This is a genomic window from Thermococcus prieurii (genome assembly GCF_054657655.1).
Map to the genome: position 1 here is coordinate 1355193 of NZ_BAAHYH010000002.1, position 17791 is coordinate 1372983.

A 17791-nucleotide genomic window follows, 5' to 3' on the forward strand; every position below is an offset into this window, starting at 1 on the left:
GATAGCATGAAAAAAGGTTCAACAATCCTGCTGACGGTGGTGCTGATAGTCATTATAGGCCTCGGGGTAAACTACGCGGTTTCCCACTACGGATTCCGGGACTACGAGTGGAAGAGCGGCTTCATGAACTACAAGGTGTACCGGCTCATCGGGAACTCGACGCTGAACGGCTACGTGAAGGCCGACGGCGAGGTAAGCGTCTATATCCTGACGAAGGAGGACTTCAAGCGGCTCAAAGAGGGCGAGCCCTTCAGCTATTACAAAGCCTGGGAGCACGTGAAGACTGTCGAGCTCAACGACGTCAAGATTCCCGATAGGGACTATCTCCTTGTCATCAAAAACGAGGAGAAGGGAATGCAGTGGATTTCCGTCAAGCTGGTGGACAAAAAGTGAAATCAGCACAAAATCGAGTCCTCGCTCAGGACGTCGAACTCGACCTTTCCGATGCCCTCAATCCAGGCCTCAACCTTATCGCCGTGCCTCAGCGGGCCGATTCCTGCCGGCGTTCCTGTCGCTATTATGTCCCCGGGCTCGAGCGTCATAACGGAGCTTATGTACTCTATCAACTCGGGAACCTTAAAGACCATCTCATTGGTTCTTCCGAGCTGTCTGAGTTCTCCGTTCACCTTTAGGCCGATTTCGAGGTCGTCTATTTTCAGCTCGCGCTTATCCACGACCCTTGGACCGACGGGAGCGAAGGTGTCGAAGCCCTTCGCAATCGTCCAGGGAAGGCCCTTTTTCCTCGCCTCGGCCTGGAGGTCTCTCGCCGTAATGTCGAGCAGTATCGTGTAGCCGAGGACGTAATCAAAGGCTTTCTCCGCCGGAACTCTCTTCGCGCGCTTCCCGATTATAACTGCCAACTCGACCTCGTGGTCAACCCTCTTGCTCATTCTGGGCAGAATTATCGGCTCGCCGGGGCCGATGAGCGCACTCGGAGGCTTGAGGAAGAAGACGGGCTTCTCCGGAACGTCGCTCTCCATCTCCCTCGCGTGCTCGGCGTAGTTCTTGGCGAGGGCTATTATTTTGCTCGGGCGCAACTCGTAGAAGCCGTCCATGTAAGGTAACCGGACCATGCCATCACCGTTCCGAGTTCCCGGGAGGCGAATTAAACCTTGTTATACGAGGGACAAAAGTAATAAAGGGAACCGCCAAAGATTGAGAGGTGATGGGGTTGCAAAAGGTCCTCGTGAAGGAGAGCGGAACGCTCGCGGTCTTCGCGGTTGTGGTGTTTGCGGTCTTTTTCATCTGGATTGCCATCGGAATGCTGAGCTTCGCGCCGACGTGGTTCGCACTCCTCTTTCTGGCCATGCCTGTTCTGTTCATCCTCATCGCCCTCGCGAAGGGAACGAGCGTCTTCACCGGCAACAAAAGGGCCTCGGCACTCTTTGAGAGTTCCTCCATAGCGGAAAGCGGAGTTACGTTTCCGGAGGAGCTCGAATACGAGACCGGTAGAGTAACCCTCGACGGCTACTGGACGAGCACCGGGCGGAGCAGGAGCTACCACGTCAGGAGGAGCTTTGAGGCCCGGGAGAGGAAAACTGGCACGTTCGTGGAGTTTCCGGACGAGCCCTTCAGAGTCCAGGTGCTCCGCGACGGAACGGGTAGAGTTGAGGCACCAGCGGTAAGAATCCTCAGCGGCCCCTACAGGGACGTCCTCCTGATTTTCCTCACGGCCGAGGGGGAGGTTACCGGCTCGGGAAGCCTTACCCTGAGTAAGGGGAGCGACGTCGCGACGGTGACGTTCCGGGGGGAGGGCAGGGAGCTGAGGGGGAGCGTGCAGGCCGAGCTGTCGAAGGCGAGGAAGGTGAGAATCGAAGTCGGCTCGGGAAAGGTCTGGAAGAGGATAGCCGAAGGGCAGAGCTTCGACTTCACGTTTTCGCCCCTCCCCGAGGAGAAAACTGTAGTCTTCGCCAACTACAAGACAGTAAGTCCCATGTCGCTCGTCAAGGCCCTTTGGAAGGACTCCACCGTGCTCGGTCACGGAGCGTTTGAGCTCAAGGCGGTGCTGGACGTTCCGCTCGCGAGGGACGTCGTTGAGAAGGCTGAATTTCGGGTTGAACTGAAGAAGGAGGGGAAGGTGGAAAAGAGGGAAAGGAGCGAGTTTGAGGAGGAGTGGGGTTCTGGGATTAGCGGAGTGGCTCCGGGATAGCCTTCTCCCACTGCTCCCTGGCAAGCTCGCCGGTGTACTTGAACTTCTCTACCTTCTTCTCGGCTTCTTTCCTCTTCTTCTGGTGCTCCTTCAGGAACTCCTGCACCTTCTTGATGAGGTAGCGCTTGCACTCTCCACAGGTCAGTTCGCCGGCTTTACACGCGTGATAGCGCTCCATGAGCTTCTTGTCGTCCTCTTCGAAGAAAATCTCCAGCCACTTGAAGACGACGCACTTCTCCGGGTTTCCGCCCTTCTCCCTCTGCTCTTTGAGCGTCGGCTGACCGCCAGTTAAGGCGAACTTCCAGATTTTCTTTCCAGCTTCCTCAGGGTCGTCGGTGAGGTAAACCGCCGTTTCAGGTTTGGACGCGCTCATCTTGCCCTCGAGGCCAGTAAGCGGTGGAACGAACTTCGAGTGCAAAGCGGCGGTCTTGTAGTAGCCGAGGCTCTCGGCGAAGTCCCTCTGGAGCCTCCAGTAGGGGTCCTGGTCAATTGCTGCCGGAATTAAACAGCGCTTCTTCTCGAAGAAAGTCGGCGCGGCCTGTATGGCCGGGTAGAAAATCATTCCAATCTTGCTCTGCTCGTTGAAGCCGAAGACCGCTTTGGCCATCGAGTAGTTTATCTTCTTCGCTATCGGGAGGGCCATCTCGTAAATCTTCGTGAACTCGCTGTCCTGGAAGATGAAGGTCTTGTCCGAATCGAAGCCAACCGCTATGATGTCGAGGATGTTCTCGTATGCCCAGCGCTTGGTTTCATCTAAGGTTAGGTTCTTGAAGAGGAACTTCTCGTCGTCGGTTATCTGTATGTAGAGGTTGACGCCGAACTTCTCCTGGAGCCACTTGGTGGCGTAGAAGGGGATTATGTGGCCTATGTGCATCGGCCCGCTCGGACCCCTGCCAGTGTAGAGGAAGAAGCCCTTTCCGCTCTCGTAGTCGGCCAGAACCTTGTCGTAGTCCCTGTGGGAGAAGAAGAAGCGCCTGCGGAAGTAAATCGGCAGTTCGCTCTTCGTGAGCCTTGCCGTCTTCTCAAGCAGCTCGTCCGTCAGCGGGCTGGTTCCGAACTGCTCTATTAACTTGTCGTAGTCGACGAGACCTTCAACGTCCCAGGGGGTAACCTTAAACTCCAATTCCAACACCTCCATTTCCAGTGGAAACGAAGCTCGTGGCTAAGGCGGTGCAGAAGAGAAGGACTTCACCAAAGCCAAAAACGACCACCGAGCATGGGAAAAGAAAGGGGAGAGGATAATTTAAAGTTTTTGGAGAAGCCCATAAAAACCCCACCTTCTAACTCCACCCATGAACCGCGAAATCGAGGGGACGCTGTTAGCGTTTGTTGTGCTGGTCCTGCTCGGCCTCGAGCCGGCTGTAATCAAGGCCAACCCGGTTAATCCATTTGCCTTCGCCTCGCTGTCGGCTCTAATAGCTTCGCTAATCCTCTGGCCGGTTATACTGCTCGGCGGTCAGGCAAGAGAAATCCTTGAGAGGCCAGCCGAGCTGAAGAAGACCTTTCTAACGGGCCTTTTCGCGACGGCAATAGCTTACTCACTCTTCTCCTACGGAACGAGGCTGAGCACCGCTGTAAACTCGGCGATACTCACGCGCTTCGAAGTCTTCTACTCCTTCCTCATCTCGTGGCTCCTCCTGAGGGAGAGGATAACCCGGAGGGCGGTAGTTTCGGCCCTAACTCTAATCGCGGGCGTCTTCCTCGTGGTCGCGCAGGGAAAGAGACCTGAACTTTTGAAGGGCGACGTCCTGCTTCTCCTGACTCCCCTCTTCTGGCAACTCGGACACGCAATAGCCAAGAGAACCGATTACAGTCCAGTGACGATAGCGACGCTGAGAAACACCTTCGGCGGGCTTCTTCTCCTCATTCCTGCCTTTATTACCGGCTTCGCCTTCACGAAGCTCGCATTGGCGGAGGGACTGATAATAGCGCTCACCCAGAGCCTCTGGTACTTGGCGATAGCCCGGATTAACCTCTCGAAGGCGACGGCCATTTTAACGCCCGCGCCCGCTCTGACGGTGCTCGTCTCGATTGCGCTCCTCGGCGAGAGTGTAACGCCCTACCATCTCGCGGGCTTAGCCTTAATAACCCTTGGAACTTTAACGGTGAGCAGAGAGGAGAGCGGGGTGAGGGAATGAAGGTCGTGATTCTCGGCTCGGGTTCATACAGCGGGACGCCGAAGCCCCTCTGCACCTGCGAGAACTGCTCGCGGGCGAGGATTAATCCAGCCTTGAGGAGAACGCGGTTCTCGCTCTACTTCGATAAGACGCTCATCGACCCGAGTCCAGACCTACACTACCACCTGGAGAGACTGAACAGGGAGGTGGAACGGGTTCTCATCACCCACGGCCACTTCGACCACGTTTTTGGCCTGCCTGACCTTCAGGTCTTCAAGCGCATCTCTTTCTACTCCCACAGGGAGGCACTTGAAGTTGCGAAAAGCTTAGCGAGACTGGCATTCGGCTCAGAAAGCCCGGAAGGACACAAGTGGGCCTACAACGAGCTTGAGTTCTGGAAGGAGACGATAATCGGGAAGATGAGAGTAGTTCACTTTCCTGTTACTCACACGGTAACTGCCGGGGGCTTCGTCATCGAGGTGAAGGGAAAGAGGATAGCGATAACCGGCGACACCGGGCCGGAGATTCTGAGGGATGAAAGAGCAATAAAGCTCATGGAAGGTGCCGACCTTTTGATAGCCGAGATGACCCACAGGAAAGCCATTGCCGGCTCGCATCTTGGAGTCCGAGAGGCGATAGAGCTGGCAAAGAGGGTTGGAGCAGGCTACACCGTCTTCGCACACATAAGCCACAGCAACTACCCACACGAGGTTCTGGAGAAGAAAGTCAGGGAAGCCGGGATTCCGGGCGAGGTCGCGAGGGACTTCACGTGGATTGAGGTTTAGGCCTTAGTAGTCAATCTTATACTCTTTAAAGCGCGTTGGTCTCAGAACCTCCTTGAAATCGATTTCTCCATCTTTTGCCAGCTCAATTAGATCCTGCACAGCAGTCGCAATTCCACTGCGTTTGGTATCCTCATCTTTCTCTTTCCCCATCGTCTCCACACTCCGGCCAAGTTGAGAGCATTCTCCTAGAGTCTTATTGCAACAGTTAACAACGTACTCATTTGACGAATCGAACGGGACCTTTCAATTCTCCTAGAGTCTTATTGCAACAAAAATCATTTTCATAACGACCTGACATGATGTGCATCTTTCAATTCTCTTCGAGTCTTATTGCAACTGGGCTGACTCGCTTGAGACGTTGTTGAGGAAAATCCAGCTTTCAATTCTCTTCGAGTCTTATTGCAACCTTGAACAGAGCTGATGTTGAAGTGCTCCTCGTTCGCCCTTTCAATTCTCTTCGAGTCTTATTGCAACTAAGCCTTACTTTTTCGTTGCAACGGAAAAGGAAGCACTTTCAATTCTCTTCGAGTCTTATTGCAACGGAGGTCGAGGATGTCAACCAGTACCCAATTTTCAAGCTTTCAATTCTCTTCGAGTCTTATTGCAACCTTCACCCAAACCTCATTCGCCCTCATGAGCGACCCCCCCTTTCAATTCTCTTCGAGTCTTATTGCAACTGGCCTAATCTCCTCAAACATTACACCTTCACCCCCTTCTTTCAATTCTCTTCGAGTCTTATTGCAACTCTGCACCTTTTAGTTCACGGTGCAAAAATATGAACTTTCAATTCTCTTCGAGTCTTATTGCAACCTGCACTTTCTACGCCCCCGTCCGCTACGAGAACTCGCTTTCAATTCTCTTCGAGTCTTATTGCAACCACGGAGAAGCCCTTCCGTGCGAGGTAAAGGGCGTTGTCCTTTCAATTCTCTTCGAGTCTTATTGCAACGCGGAGGAGGAGGCCAGAGAGCTCGTCCCAGAGTTCTTTGCTTTCAATTCTCTTCGAGTCTTATTGCAACGGACGGGCTTTTGGGCTGGGGCGGAGCTCTCCTCAGCTTTCAATTCTCTTCGAGTCTTATTGCAACAGGTCCGCGCCCTCGAAGCGAGCGTTGACATGCTCGCTTTCAATTCTCTTCGAGTCTTATTGCAACTCCTCGAGCATTGCCAGGGCCCTAAGGGCCGTCATCGCCCTTTCAATTCTCTTCGAGTCTTATTGCAACCTCATCAGGTTGCTGGTTTGAGGTGATTCAAGATGCTCTTTCAATTCTCTTCGAGTCTTATTGCAACGGTGAGGAAAGGCAATTACTATTATATCGCCTACGCTCCTTTCAATTCTCTTCGAGTCTTATTGCAACATGACGCTCGTTGACGCTCTTGACTGTCTTAGAGACCTCCTTTCAATTCTCTTCGAGTCTTATTGCAACCCAGACAAACGCCAGCACGACCGAAACCTATCAACTTGCTTTCAATTCTCTTCGAGTCTTATTGCAACATGCCAGCGTAGAGTTTGTTGTAGAAGTCGTTCTTGTCTTTCAATTCTCTTCGAGTCTTATTGCAACACCTTCGACGTCGAAGATTGCCCAAAAGTTGGGGTTGCCTTTCAATTCTCTTCGAGTCTTATTGCAACATGTTGTTGGGTTGTGGTGTGTTTTAGTTTGGGTGTCTTTCAATTCTCTTCGAGTCTTATTGCAACCTTCGCCGGGTGGAAGCTCCGCTCCGGGCGCGACGAGTCTTGGGACGAGTCTTTCAATTCTCTTCGAGTCTTATTGCAACGCAAACGTATCCCCAGCGGGCCTGTATATCGTTATATGCCTTTCAATTCTCTTCGAGTCTTATTGCAACAGCTCGACAGCGCTGACGCAGTGCTCGTGAGCGAGGCTTTCAATTCTCTTCGAGTCTTATTGCAACCGCCTTGCAAAAAACTTGAAAAACCGTAACATTTATACTTTCAATTCTCTTCGAGTCTTATTGCAACGAAGTCGAGCTCTTCAGTGACGACAAAGAAGTGCTTCGAGCTTTCAATTCTCTTCGAGTCTTATTGCAACAGCATAGCCCAATAGTTGCTCAACGCCAGCTCAAGAAACTTTCAATTCTCTTCGAGTCTTATTGCAACCGAGAAGCCAGAAACCGTTTATTACGCCAGCGAGGATACTTTCAATTCTCTTCGAGTCTTATTGCAACTTGACACCCGACTAAAGAACATCACCCGTTATATGCCTTTCAATTCTCTTCGAGTCTTATTGCAACTGAAGAATGGGCGCTATCGGGCTGATTCTGGTATTCTTTCAATTCTCTTCGAGTCTTATTGCAACCGGCAGATTCTCGGCCAGCGTGATGTGATAGTACGTCCCTGCCTTTCAATTCTCTTCGAGTCTTATTGCAACGAAGACAACTTCCGTGAGAGCCTCGCCCAGGTGCTCCGCTTTCAATTCTCTTCGAGTCTTATTGCAACCCGAGGCCGTCATGACGATGCCCGTCCGCCCGATGACTTTCAATTCTCTTCGAGTCTTATTGCAACATCCCGCTCGACCACGCGCGGGAGCTTGAGCGGCAGTTCTTTCAATTCTCTTCGAGTCTTATTGCAACGAGGATTGCAACGAGCAGACGAAGAAGGTTCTCGCGCTTTCAATTCTCTTCGAGTCTTATTGCAACATGGACAAGGAGACTATCGCCAAGATAGTCCACGACGCCTTTCAATTCTCTTCGAGTCTTATTGCAACAGATACTACCCAGTCCCCCAACGACAAACGTATTAGGGCTTTCAATTCTCTTCGAGTCTTATTGCAACTCTGGACTTCTTCGGTGGTTATGGTGTTGTATTTCTCGAATCTTTCAATTCTCTTCGAGTCTTATTGCAACCAAAGACCTACACGACGACAAAGCAGGTTGTCTACACTTTCAATTCTCTTCGAGTCTTATTGCAACGAGAGTATCTCAAATAAGCGTGTTGCTCACGTTGTTGTCTTTCAATTCTCTTCGAGTCTTATTGCAACAGGGCGCGAAATTCATTCTTTCGCCCAACAAGGGAAGAAGGACCTCCCAATATTTAAGCCTTTCTGAAAATCCCCGGAAAAGACGCCTGTAATGCCTTGGAATTGGAGAAGGGAGCCACCCCAAACAGGACAGTACAAATCCAAAACCTTCTGAAGAACAGAATAGACAACAATACACATAAGATTTCTAGGGGTTAATTAGGCGAGCGTTTCAAAAATTCGATGTTGAAAAAGCTTCAATGGGAAAACAAAGCGTTTTTAGCAGGTCGCGTAGAAATTTGGGACCAGGGGAGTCCCTGTTCAGAATCGCGAGATAAATTCGTTACATTAGTTATCAAAAATAGAACAAAACGTCACGATTTTGAAAACGCAAAAATCGATTTCCAACGGCATAAGAACGCCGTTCCGAGCAAAATCTCCTACAAAAAGCCATTTTCCAAGGAATATAGAAACCTGAGGGTGAGAGGAAAAGAAAACAGGCTCAGAGCTCCCCGTTCTCCCTGAGCCACTCACCGTACTTGACGAGGGCGTAGACGGCATCAACGGCATCTTCGGTGGTCTCGTAGACCGGAATACCCTTCCCCTCGATGTTCCTCGCCATCTTGTGCGGGAAGTCTCCACCGGGGGCGACAAAGACAATCGGCTTGCCGTAGGCCTTCATTCTCTCGACCGCGTCAATGATTCCCTCGTCGAGGGCCGGGCTCTGGAAGAGCGCGATGACGACGAGAACGTCAACGTTTGGGTCTTCGAGGGCGTAGCGCATGGCTATCTCATACCTGCTCGACGGGGCGTCGCCTATGACGTCAATCGGGTTCTTGTAGGACATGTGAGCCGGAAGCTTTCCGGCCTTAACGTCCTCTTCGAACTTCTTAAGCGTCTCCTCGCTCAGCTCCGCCATCTCCAAACCGCGCTCGAGCAGGCCGTCACTCATCATAACTCCTGCTCCACCGCCGTTGGTGACTATCGCGACGCGGTCGCCTTTGGCCGGCTTCTGCATTGCCAGGACCTTCGCGTAGTTAAAGAGCTGTCTCATCGTGGTCGCTTCCAGAACACCGCTCTGCTCGAAGGCCGCCCTGTAAATCGCGTAGGAACCCGCGAGGGAACCGGTGTGAGAAGCGGCCGCTTTGGCACCGGCCTCGGTCCTTCCGCTCTTGAGGATTACGACGGGCTTCTTGAGTGTAACGCGCTTTGCCGTCTCAAGGAACTTCCTTCCGTCCTTCACTCCCTCAAGGTAGCCGGTTATAACGCCCGTCTTCTCGTCGTCGCCGAGGTAGTCCATGAAGTCGCTCTCGTCGAGGTCGGCCATGTTGCCGAGGCTGATGAACTTGCTCATTCCGATTTTCTCTCTGGCCGCCCAGTCGAGGATTGCCGCTCCGAAGGCTCCGCTCTGGCTCATGAAGGCGACTTTTCCGAAGGGCGGTCTGGCCTGCCTCTCGGGCGGGTTGAAGTTACAGTCAAAGCCATTCTCTAGGTTCGTAACGCCGAGACAGTTCGGACCGACGAGCCTTATTCCCCACTTCCTGGCGCGCTTCACGAGTTCCTCCTCAAGGTCGGCCCTTCCGGCCTCTTTGAAGCCGGCGGAGATAACTATCGCACCCTTGACGCCCTTCTCACCGCACTCGTCTATAACGTCCGGCACGAACTTGGCAGGAACCGCGATGACCGCCACATCAATCTCGTCGGGAATCTCCTTGAGGCTCCGATAAACCTTGAACTTCTTACCATTAACCTCAATTTCACCGCCCTTGACGTTGACCGCGTAGACCTTGCCGTCAAAGCGGAGCGTCATCGAGCGCATTATGGCGTTTCCAACCTTCCCGGGCACGTGGGAGGCTCCTATGACAGCGACGCTCTTGGGGTAAAACAGGAAGTCGAGACTCCCCATGTGACCACCTCCGAAGTTTTTTCGGCCGAGGTTATTTAAGGCTTCCGAAGTTGGACGTTTTATCCATGAAGCTTTTTAAAGGCAGTTGCCCTTTACATATATAAACCTTCCGAGGGAAAAGGTTAAAACACCTGAGCGTTTAAAGAAACGTTGGAGCGTTAAGATTGGGTGGTCATAATGTCTAAGGTGAAGGTTATAACAGACCCAGAGGTCATAAAGCTGATGCTTGAAGATACGAGGAGAAAAATATTAGCTCTATTGAGGAACAGAGAGATGACTATTTCACAGCTCAGCGAAATTCTCGGAAAAACTCCACAGACCGTCTATCACCACATCGAGAAGCTCAAGGAGGCCGGGCTCGTCGAGGTTAAAAGGACCGAAATGAAGGGCAACCTCGTCGAGAAGTACTACGGAAGAACCGCCGACGCGTTCTACATCAACCTCTATCTCGGCGACGAGGAGCTTCGCTACTTCGCCCGCTCGAAGCTCAAGACGAAGCTCGACATCTTCAGGGCCCTCGGGTACGACTTCAAGGATGAGGAACTCCTCAATGTCATGGATGAGCTACTCAAGAAGGAGCACGAGTTTAAAACAGAAATCTCGGAGGAGATTGAGGCCAACGAGGACAGGCTTAAGGAGTTCTCAAACGAGGACATAATCCACGCCATTGACTGGCTCGCGATGGCCAGAATGGGCCGCGACGAGGAGAGCCTCGAGCTCCTCAAAAAGCTCGGTGAGTTGCTGAAGAAGTGATGAAGATGGCGAAGGGAATAAGGCTCCTCGTTCTGGATGTTCTCAAGCCCCACCAGCCGATAGTTACGGAGCTGGCCCTTGGACTGAGCGAGCTTGAGGGCGTCGAGGGCGTCAACATCACGCTGGTGGAGATAGACAAGGAAACGGAGAACGTGAAGATAACGATAATGGGCGATGACCTCGACTATGATGAGATAGTCAGAACCATCGAGGAATTCGGTGGCGTGGTGCACAGCATCGATATGGTCGCCGCAGGGAGAAGAATCGTCGAGGAAGAGGAGACCCCGCAGGACAAGCTGGAGGAGTATTGAGTGAAGGAAGTTATCATAATAACCCAACCCGAAAAGGTAAGGGTTCTTTCAGATGAAACACGCTTTAAAATCCTTCGACTTCTCCGGCAGAGACCAATGACGGTATGGGAGCTCAGCATGGCGATAGGCAAAGACAGGACGACGATTTACAGGCATATCAAGGTCCTTGAAAAGGCCGGTCTCGTCGAGGAACTCGGCAGTGAGGGCAACGAAAAGCTCTACGGCAGGACCGCGAGGCTGTTCCTCATAAAGGCCGAGCCCCATGAGAGCGTTGAGAACTTCCGCCAGATGTACCTTCAAGTTGAGGCGGAGAGACTCGTTGAAGTCCTTGAAAAAGCGGGGATAAAAATCAAAGATAGGGAAAGACTGAGGGGACTCGTGAAGGACATCCTCAACGAAATCGAGATTAACGCACAGCCGATTATAAAGAAGATTTCTGAGGCAAACGTGGAGCTCGGAGAGATAGAGCTCCTCCACTTCCTGAACATGCTCGTTTTCCTCCAGAGCTGTGAGCTCTGTGAAAAAGCAAACGAAGTGAAGAAGCTGATAGAGGTTTAAAACTTAAGACGGCTCACCACCACCTTTTCCTTTAAGGAACGAAAGGAGCAGTGCCAGGATGAGAGACAGTCCGAGGATAACCACAAGCCCTCCAACAAAGCCCCAAACGCCCTGCTCCAGGGCCTCAAAAATCCAAGACTTCCCCAGGCGAATGTTCCCGCGAGGGTTCCAATTACAAAACCTCCAAGAGAAAAGAATACCTCATAACGCGTTTCAATTCTCACGAAGAGGAGGCCAATTAAGATGGCCAAAGCCCCGGTCGGCAGGCGGAACGCAAGGAGAAAACCGAAGAGAAGATAAAAGAGAGAACGCCAGTTAAACCCTGCCACGCCAGCACCCCTGGCTCAGAACTCCTCCACCCATTTTACTGCCTTCGGAATCCGCTTCGCGAGCTCAAGGGCCGTGAAATTTTCTCCGAGCTCTTCTTTCACCATGTCGCCGGCGAGACCGTTGAGAAAAGCACCGACCGAAGCAGACCTCAGTGGGGAGTTTCCGAGCGCGAGCAGGGCCCCAACTAGGCCGGCCAAAACGTCGCCCGTTCCACCCGTCGTCATTCCCCGGTTACCAGTCCTGTTGTACTTCCAAGTTTTTCCGTCGCTTATGATATCGTATGCCCCTTTGAGGAGGACCACGCCACCAATTTCCCGGGCCTTTTCCTGCACCAGCCTGGCCCGCTCAACTAATCCTCCAGGTGGCTTGACGCCAAAGAGAACGCTGAACTCACCTGCGTGAGGCGTTAGAACAAAGGTCCTGCCTTCGAGAACGCCCAAATCCTCGGCTATCGCCTTCAATCCGTCCGCATCGATGACCATTGGCTTCTCACAGCGCCTCACGAACTCTCTAACGAACTCCTTTGTTTCTTCAGCAAGACCTATCCCAGGGCCGATGACGACCGCATCTACTTTCTCGGTCAGCTCGAGAAGGTCATCAAGGTGCTCCTTCGAGAAGTTCTCGCCCGAGAAGGGTCTCAGAATCAGGTCCGGGTCGCTTATCCTCTTCGCAGGTTCAGCAGGCATCGCGAGGTAAACGAGGTCGACGAGGTAGCTCGCCCCCCTGGAGGCAAGGTACGGGGCACCGTAATAGCTTGAACTGCCACCGATGACCAAAAGCCTGCCGTTCTGCCCCTTGTGCTGGCCTTTCTTCCTCAAAGCGAACTTAGCATCGCCGGGCCCGACGAGATGGTAGAGCTCCCTCGGGTAGCCTATCTTCACTATAACCCTCTCAAATCCCTCGTACTCCTCCTTATCCCACTGGAAAGTCACCGCGAAATCCGCTTTAACGTGAACCTCCGATGGATAACCGCTCGGTAGGTCAACGCTGACTATCTTCGCCTTTCCAGCGTACTCGTTGATTTTCTCGATGGCCGAGCGTACCGGTTCCCTCGGCTCGCCCTTCGTGCCCGCTCCGAGGAGGGCATCCATGATGACGTCGTAACCACTTAGGTCGAGGGACTTAATGTAGGCGGAGTCCTTCAGAACCTTGATTTTCACGAATTCAGTGCCCTTCAGGATTCCCCAGTTGTGTCTGGCTTCTTCGCTCCTTATCTTGGCCTCGTCGCCCACCAGAAAAACCGTAACGTCGTTCTCGAAGCTAAGATGCCTCGCGGCAACGAAGCCGTCGCCGCCGTTGTTCCCGGTTCCCGAGAATACCGCAATCCTGAGGCCCTTCCCAAAGCGCTCCTCTATCGTTCTCGCGACGCCGGCGCCGGCGTTCTCCATGAGCTGGTAAGGGGTTATCCCGAGCCACTTAGCGTTGATGTCCCAGACGTAAACGTCCTCAATTCTCATGGTATCACCGTTGATTGTTGGGCCCAACGTATTAAATCGTTTTCAGTCGTCGAAGAATAGGTCAATAACCTTTCGAGCGATTTGGTAGGCATCCCCGGAGTACAGCACCAAGTAGACCTTCTTCACGCTTCTCGCTTCCCTCGAGAACTCCTCAACGGTTTCTTTGAAAGTTCTAACGACTTCCTCAAGTGGACAGCCGTAGATTCCGGCGCTTATGGCCGGAAACGCTATGCTTTTGACACCCAGCTCGTCGGCCTTCCTGAGCGCTCCCAGTATAGCCTTCCTGAGCTTCTCCTTCTTATCCCCGTCCCAGCGGCCGCCGCAGTATGGGCCGACCGTGTGGATAACGTACTTAATCCCATAGCGCTCGAGTCTCATCGCCGGCGTTACAACGACCTCGCCGTGCTCCATTGAGTCCTTTCCGAGCTGTTCCCTCAAGGCTTCCTTGCTTATCCTGATGTACTCGCGGGCGTCTCCAGCGGCGGCCCTGGCTATGGCGTAAGCAACGCCACCGCCGTGCTCGAGGTAGCGGTTCGCGGCGTTCACAATCGCCTCGGCAGGAAAGCGGGTGATGTCGCCTTCAACAACCTCAAGCATTGCCCTCACCCACGATGCTCCTCAAAAGCTTTCTCTCCCTCTCGGAGAGGAAATCGTCACTCCCGACTATAAACACCGTGGCGCCGTGGACGAGGGCGTAGTCCCTGAGCGCCGACAGGAACTTGAGGACGCTGGAGAAGCCGTTTTCGAGGACGAGGTAGTCGAGGCCATCAATGACGATGATTGGCTTTTTGCCGGCTTCCCCAGCTTCCCTCATGAACTTGACCGCCATGTCGAGGATTTTGGGGAGGTTTGTTGGCGAGATTGCCCGCTCGTCGTGAACCGTCGTTATCCAGAACCAGTTGGGACAATCCCTCGGAACCCGCGAGAACACGAGGGCTGATGAGAGGACGTTCTCCGGGACGGAGGGAACGAGAAGAAGGCCCGGCCTTTCATCGAGGCCAACGTCCTTGATTGAACCGATGGAAAAGTCCCCAATGAAGGACGTCCTCAGGAAAGTCCTAACGGACTCAAACGCCATGAAAACAGCGATAACAGCAGGGATTAGATGAAACCTGAGGAACGGCACAAAGGCCGAAGCCGCCACGACCACACCCAGTAGCCCCTGAAGAAACGCCATTGGGAGGAAATCCCTGCCCCCAAACAAACCGAGGACAACGGAAGACGCACATATCCACAGGCCAAGGAGGAGGAAAGTCGATGTTTCATGCCCCGGATAAAGAAGGATTACGAAGAGAATCGGAAGTATCGAAAGATAGAGGAGGTCCCGTCTCGTTTCATCCTCCATCGATAGTTCCTCAATGGCCATGACGTTTCCGGCCCAAAGAAAGGTCGAAAAAGACGCAAGACCGACAGCGTAAACAGCCTTATCCAATGAAAACATGGGGACGGCGAGGCTCAGCCAGGCTAGGGAATAGTGGAGCAGGGCCTTTCGACCGGTAAGGTGGTAGTTGTAAAACAGGAGAACGTAGGAAACGAGCAGTGCGATGCCGAGGAACAGGTCAAGATAGTTCACGCGCCACCTCCTCCGCCCTGTTCAGTATTTTCTCCTCATCCATCGTAAGAACTTCGCGGTCGAGCATTAAAACCTTTCCGTCAACTATCGTCGTCTCAACGTCGTTGCCGTTGGCGGAGTAAACTATGTGGCTCACTATGTCGTGAATCGGCCTCAGGTGGGGCCTGTTGAAGTCGAAGATGACCAAATCGGCCAGGTAGCCGGGCTTTATAACGCCGGCGTTGAGGCGGAGCGCCTTTGCACCGTTCACCGTCGCCATCTTGAAAACCGTCCTTGCATCTGCAACCGTCGGGTCGAGGTTGTGGACCTTGTGGAGCAGAGCGGCAAGCTTCATCTCCTCGACCATGTCGAGGTTGTTGTTGCTCGCGCTTCCGTCGGTTCCGAGGCCAACGTTGACACCAGCATTGAGGAGTCTCTGGAGGGGCATCACACCGCTGGCGAGCTTCATGTTAGAGCCGGGGTTGTGGGCAACCGTGACGCCGTTCCTCGCGAGGATTGAGATGTCCCTGCTGTCGAGCCAGACGCCGTGCGCTATGATGACATCGCTCCCGAAGAAGCCGATTTCGTCGAGGAGAACGACGGGGCTCTTTCCATAGCGCTCCTGAATCTTTCCGAGCTCTGCCATCGTCTCGGCCACGTGAATCGTTATCAGCTTCCCGTGCTCGTCCGCGAGCTTCCTGACCTCCTTCAGCAAAGCTAGGGAGCAAGTGTAGGGAGCGTGAGGCCCGAAGACAAAGTGGACCCTCTCCGAGTTGAGGTCCTCGATGGCCTTCATTTCGCGCAGGGCTTCGTTGAGCTCCTTCTCGGTCCTCTCCGGGTCGCCGAGGTCTATCATACCGTAGCTGAGGTAACCCCTCAGACCCGAATCGAGAACCGCCTCTGCAACGGCGTCCATCTGGAAGTACATGTCGAGGAAGGTCGTCGTGCCGGCCTTAATCATCTCGAGCGCCCCCAGATAGGCGCCGACCTTGATGTGCTCGCGCGTCAGCTTTGCCTCCCTCGGCCAGATGTGCTTCTCCAGCCACTCCATCAACGGTAAATCATCGGCGAGACCGCGAAGGAGACCCATCGGCGAGTGGGTGTGAAGGTTAACGAAACCGGGAGAAACAACCTTTCCTGTCGCGTCTATGACGGTATCGGCGGACTCGTTGATTCCCTTCTTGACCTCGACGATTCTGTTGCCATCGATTAGAACGTCCGCTTTAACGACCTCAAGGTTCTCGCCGTAGAGAACGTAACCGTTCCTGATGAGAATGCTCACACCAACCACCCCCTTTTAAAGGGGTGTGTTTCCGCTGGAAGTTAAAAAGGTGTCGGGAGAGCCTGAATCAAAAGCCTCGGCTCATCGTTTGTAGGTACTTGAGTTTAAGGAGAATTAGGATTCCAAGGGGCGTTAACAACGCGGGCAGGAGGAACGTCAACCCCGGACCGATGCCCCAGAGAAAGGTTCCCACAACCGGTCCCGGAACCGCGGAGAGCTTCGCCAAAGATGATTTAAAACCCAGAATAAGGCCCCTGTGCTCCCTTCTGGTGTTCTCGACCACGTATCTGTTGGAGGAGACGTTGAGTTGCTCGACGAAGGCGAGAATTGCCAGGGCCAAGAAAGCGCCCGAAAACGGGGTGAGTGCGAAGAGAATTAGTAGAGGCACTGAAAGGGAGTCCTTCAGTATTAGGGAGTTCAAACTGCCGATTCTGTCTACAACATAGCCGGCGATAAACGCCCCTACAAGGGTTGCGAAGCCTATGGCGGAGTAAAGCCAAGAAATCTGGGAAACGCTGAGCGAGTAAACCTTCTGAAGAAACAGCGGAACGAAGGGCGAGGCTATCGAGCTGACGAACAGCTCAAAGCAGAGGTAAACCATAAAAAGCTTCAGAAGAGGCTCTTTAAGCAACGTTACCCCTTCAAGGGCTTTTTTAAACCTCTCAATGGTTCTGCCTGCCCTTCTTTCGGCGGTTTCAGAAACGCGAAGGTAGAAAAGAATGGAAATCAGAACAAACAGGGCCGAGAGGGCGAAAAGACAGGAATTACTAATCCTCCCAATCATGGAGCCGAAGGCGATGTAGCTCAGGATTCCGGAGGCACTGCTTGCCATGAAGAGAAGCGACATTGCCTTTCCCATGCTATCTTCCGGCACGGACTCGCCCATGAGGGAGAAGAGCGCCGGAGAGGAAGCGATAAAAGAGGCGCTGAGCATTACGGCCGGCAGAACGATTAACTTACCACCAGAACCGGCCGCGAGGGCGAGGAAAAGTAACGCCAGCGTTTCAAGAACAGCGGAGGCGAGAATCACATACTTCCTCCCGTGCGAATCGGCGAAAGCGCCGGCAACGAAGGGCAGGAAGCCGGCGAAGACATTGCTAATTGTCGCGAAGAGTCCCACGAGAGCCGGGCCGCCGATGGAGGCGAGTGTTATGTTCAGGTAGTAGCCAATGAGATACGACACCGCGAAAACGTTTAGAGAATAAGCTAAAAGAAGGGCTCTGACGTTGCCGTTCTTCAGCAGTGCCCTGTAGCCAAGACTTTGAAGGTTCAAGAGCAAACCTCCACAAGGTTCAAGGGGGACGGCGTGCTATGTTATGGATGCAAATTCATATTTAAGAGTTATTCCTTACAAGAGTATCATAATTTTTAATTAATGTCAATAATCTCTCAGACATGGACAAGGCTCCTTAATGATTCCCCATTTCCGTTTTTTAAGTGGGAGCTTTTGGGTATACTTGATTTCTTCCAAAATCGCTTTGAGTTCCTTTAGTTTTTTGAAACGTTGCCGTTCTAGTCTAGTTAATTCCTTAGTCAAAGACATAGCTGGAGATTTTATAGTACCCCTCTCAACCATATGAGCGAGAATAGAGTATACTAGAGTCCTAACCTGCATTACCCGA

Annotated in this window: 18 protein-coding genes and 1 CRISPR repeat array; of the genes, 8 read left to right on the forward strand and 10 right to left on the reverse strand. The window is 52.9% G+C overall.

What is annotated here, in order from left to right:
- The first annotated feature begins 6 nt into the window (after window positions 1-6).
- Entirely contained in the window at window positions 7-393 is a 387-nt protein-coding gene (locus tag ACYQ04_RS10700) for a hypothetical protein (protein ID WP_460129435.1), read from the forward strand.
- A 2-nt stretch (window positions 394-395) separates the two neighbouring features.
- Here ACYQ04_RS10700 and ACYQ04_RS10705 read toward each other — a convergent pair whose 3' ends face one another.
- A complete protein-coding gene (locus ACYQ04_RS10705) occupies window positions 396-1073 on the reverse strand; it encodes a fumarylacetoacetate hydrolase family protein (RefSeq protein WP_460129437.1) in 678 nt (225 codons plus the stop codon).
- Between the two features lie 92 nt (window positions 1074-1165).
- On the opposite strand from ACYQ04_RS10705, the gene ACYQ04_RS10710 reads away from it, so the two are divergent.
- Entirely contained in the window at window positions 1166-2149 is a 984-nt protein-coding gene (locus ACYQ04_RS10710; protein ID WP_460129438.1) for a hypothetical protein, read from the forward strand.
- Here ACYQ04_RS10710 and ACYQ04_RS10715 read toward each other — a convergent pair.
- Window positions 2127-3278, reverse strand: coding sequence for a tryptophan--tRNA ligase (locus tag ACYQ04_RS10715; protein ID WP_460129440.1), 1152 nt, complete (start codon window positions 3276-3278; stop codon window positions 2127-2129). The two genes, ACYQ04_RS10710 and ACYQ04_RS10715, sit on opposite strands and share 23 nt — an antisense overlap.
- A 163-nt stretch (window positions 3279-3441) precedes the next feature.
- Here ACYQ04_RS10715 and ACYQ04_RS10720 point away from each other — a divergent pair, with 163 nt between their 5' ends.
- A complete protein-coding gene (locus tag ACYQ04_RS10720) occupies window positions 3442-4287 on the forward strand; it encodes a DMT family transporter (protein WP_460129441.1) in 846 nt (281 codons plus the stop codon).
- Window positions 4284-5051, forward strand: a complete 768-nt coding sequence (locus tag ACYQ04_RS10725; RefSeq protein ID WP_460129443.1) for an MBL fold metallo-hydrolase — start codon at window positions 4284-4286, stop codon at window positions 5049-5051. Before ACYQ04_RS10720 ends, ACYQ04_RS10725 begins: the two co-directional genes overlap by 4 nt.
- Before the next feature lie 3 nt (window positions 5052-5054).
- On the opposite strand, the gene ACYQ04_RS10730 is transcribed toward ACYQ04_RS10725, so the two are convergent.
- Entirely contained in the window at window positions 5055-5210 is a 156-nt protein-coding gene (locus ACYQ04_RS10730) for a hypothetical protein (RefSeq protein WP_460129445.1), read from the reverse strand.
- 81 nt (window positions 5211-5291) lie between these two features.
- A CRISPR array of direct repeats spans window positions 5292-8041; the repeat unit is 30 nt; unit sequence CTTTCAATTCTCTTCGAGTCTTATTGCAAC.
- Between the two features lie 222 nt (window positions 8042-8263).
- Here ACYQ04_RS10730 and ACYQ04_RS10735 point away from each other — a divergent pair.
- Complete coding sequence (locus ACYQ04_RS10735; RefSeq protein WP_460129447.1) at window positions 8264-8545, forward strand: hypothetical protein; 282 nt, start codon at window positions 8264-8266, stop codon at window positions 8543-8545.
- Here the strand turns inward: ACYQ04_RS10735 and ACYQ04_RS10740 are convergent.
- A complete protein-coding gene (locus ACYQ04_RS10740; RefSeq protein ID WP_460129450.1) occupies window positions 8523-9926 on the reverse strand; it encodes an acetate--CoA ligase family protein in 1404 nt (467 codons plus the stop codon). The two genes, ACYQ04_RS10735 and ACYQ04_RS10740, sit on opposite strands and share 23 nt — an antisense overlap.
- Before the next feature lie 177 nt (window positions 9927-10103).
- Here ACYQ04_RS10740 and ACYQ04_RS10745 point away from each other — a divergent pair, with 177 nt between their 5' ends.
- From ACYQ04_RS10745 to ACYQ04_RS10755, 3 genes are read left to right on the forward strand one after another with little or no spacing between them, the layout of a single operon-like run.
- Complete coding sequence (locus tag ACYQ04_RS10745) at window positions 10104-10679, forward strand: winged helix-turn-helix domain-containing protein (RefSeq protein WP_460129453.1); 576 nt, start codon at window positions 10104-10106, stop codon at window positions 10677-10679.
- A gap of 5 nt (window positions 10680-10684) precedes the next feature.
- The gene (locus ACYQ04_RS10750) at window positions 10685-10990 is read left to right on the forward strand and encodes a DUF211 domain-containing protein (RefSeq protein ID WP_099212356.1); all 306 of its coding nucleotides are present in this window, start codon (window positions 10685-10687) and stop codon (window positions 10988-10990) included.
- The gene (locus tag ACYQ04_RS10755; protein ID WP_460129455.1) at window positions 10991-11548 is read left to right on the forward strand and encodes an ArsR/SmtB family transcription factor; all 558 of its coding nucleotides are present in this window, start codon (window positions 10991-10993) and stop codon (window positions 11546-11548) included.
- On the opposite strand, the gene ACYQ04_RS10760 is transcribed toward ACYQ04_RS10755, so the two are convergent.
- The 6 genes from ACYQ04_RS10760 to ACYQ04_RS10785 all read right to left on the reverse strand — a co-directional run bounded on the left by ACYQ04_RS10760 (window position 11545) and on the right by ACYQ04_RS10785 (window position 17442).
- On the reverse strand, window positions 11545-11877 hold the full coding sequence (locus tag ACYQ04_RS10760) for a hypothetical protein (protein WP_460129457.1): 333 nt from the start codon (window positions 11875-11877) through the stop codon (window positions 11545-11547). The two genes, ACYQ04_RS10755 and ACYQ04_RS10760, sit on opposite strands and share 4 nt — an antisense overlap.
- Before the next feature lie 15 nt (window positions 11878-11892).
- A complete protein-coding gene (locus ACYQ04_RS10765; RefSeq protein ID WP_460129458.1) occupies window positions 11893-13335 on the reverse strand; it encodes an NAD(P)H-hydrate dehydratase in 1443 nt (480 codons plus the stop codon).
- A 42-nt stretch (window positions 13336-13377) separates the two neighbouring features.
- Complete coding sequence (locus ACYQ04_RS10770) at window positions 13378-13932, reverse strand: [protein ADP-ribosylglutamate] hydrolase (RefSeq protein ID WP_460129460.1); 555 nt, start codon at window positions 13930-13932, stop codon at window positions 13378-13380.
- Window positions 13925-14908 (reverse strand): DUF835 domain-containing protein, encoded by a 984-nt coding sequence (locus ACYQ04_RS10775; RefSeq protein ID WP_460129462.1) that lies wholly within the window; start codon window positions 14906-14908, stop codon window positions 13925-13927. The genes ACYQ04_RS10770 and ACYQ04_RS10775 overlap by 8 nt, the downstream gene beginning before the upstream one ends.
- Window positions 14895-16169: an amidohydrolase family protein gene (locus tag ACYQ04_RS10780; protein ID WP_460129464.1), complete on the reverse strand. Its 1275-nt coding sequence runs from the start codon at window positions 16167-16169 to the stop codon at window positions 14895-14897. Before ACYQ04_RS10780 ends, ACYQ04_RS10775 begins: the two co-directional genes overlap by 14 nt.
- 67 nt (window positions 16170-16236) lie before the next feature.
- Window positions 16237-17442 (reverse strand): MFS transporter, encoded by a 1206-nt coding sequence (locus tag ACYQ04_RS10785; protein ID WP_460129466.1) that lies wholly within the window; start codon window positions 17440-17442, stop codon window positions 16237-16239.
- Window positions 17443-17791: the final 349 nt, after the last annotated feature.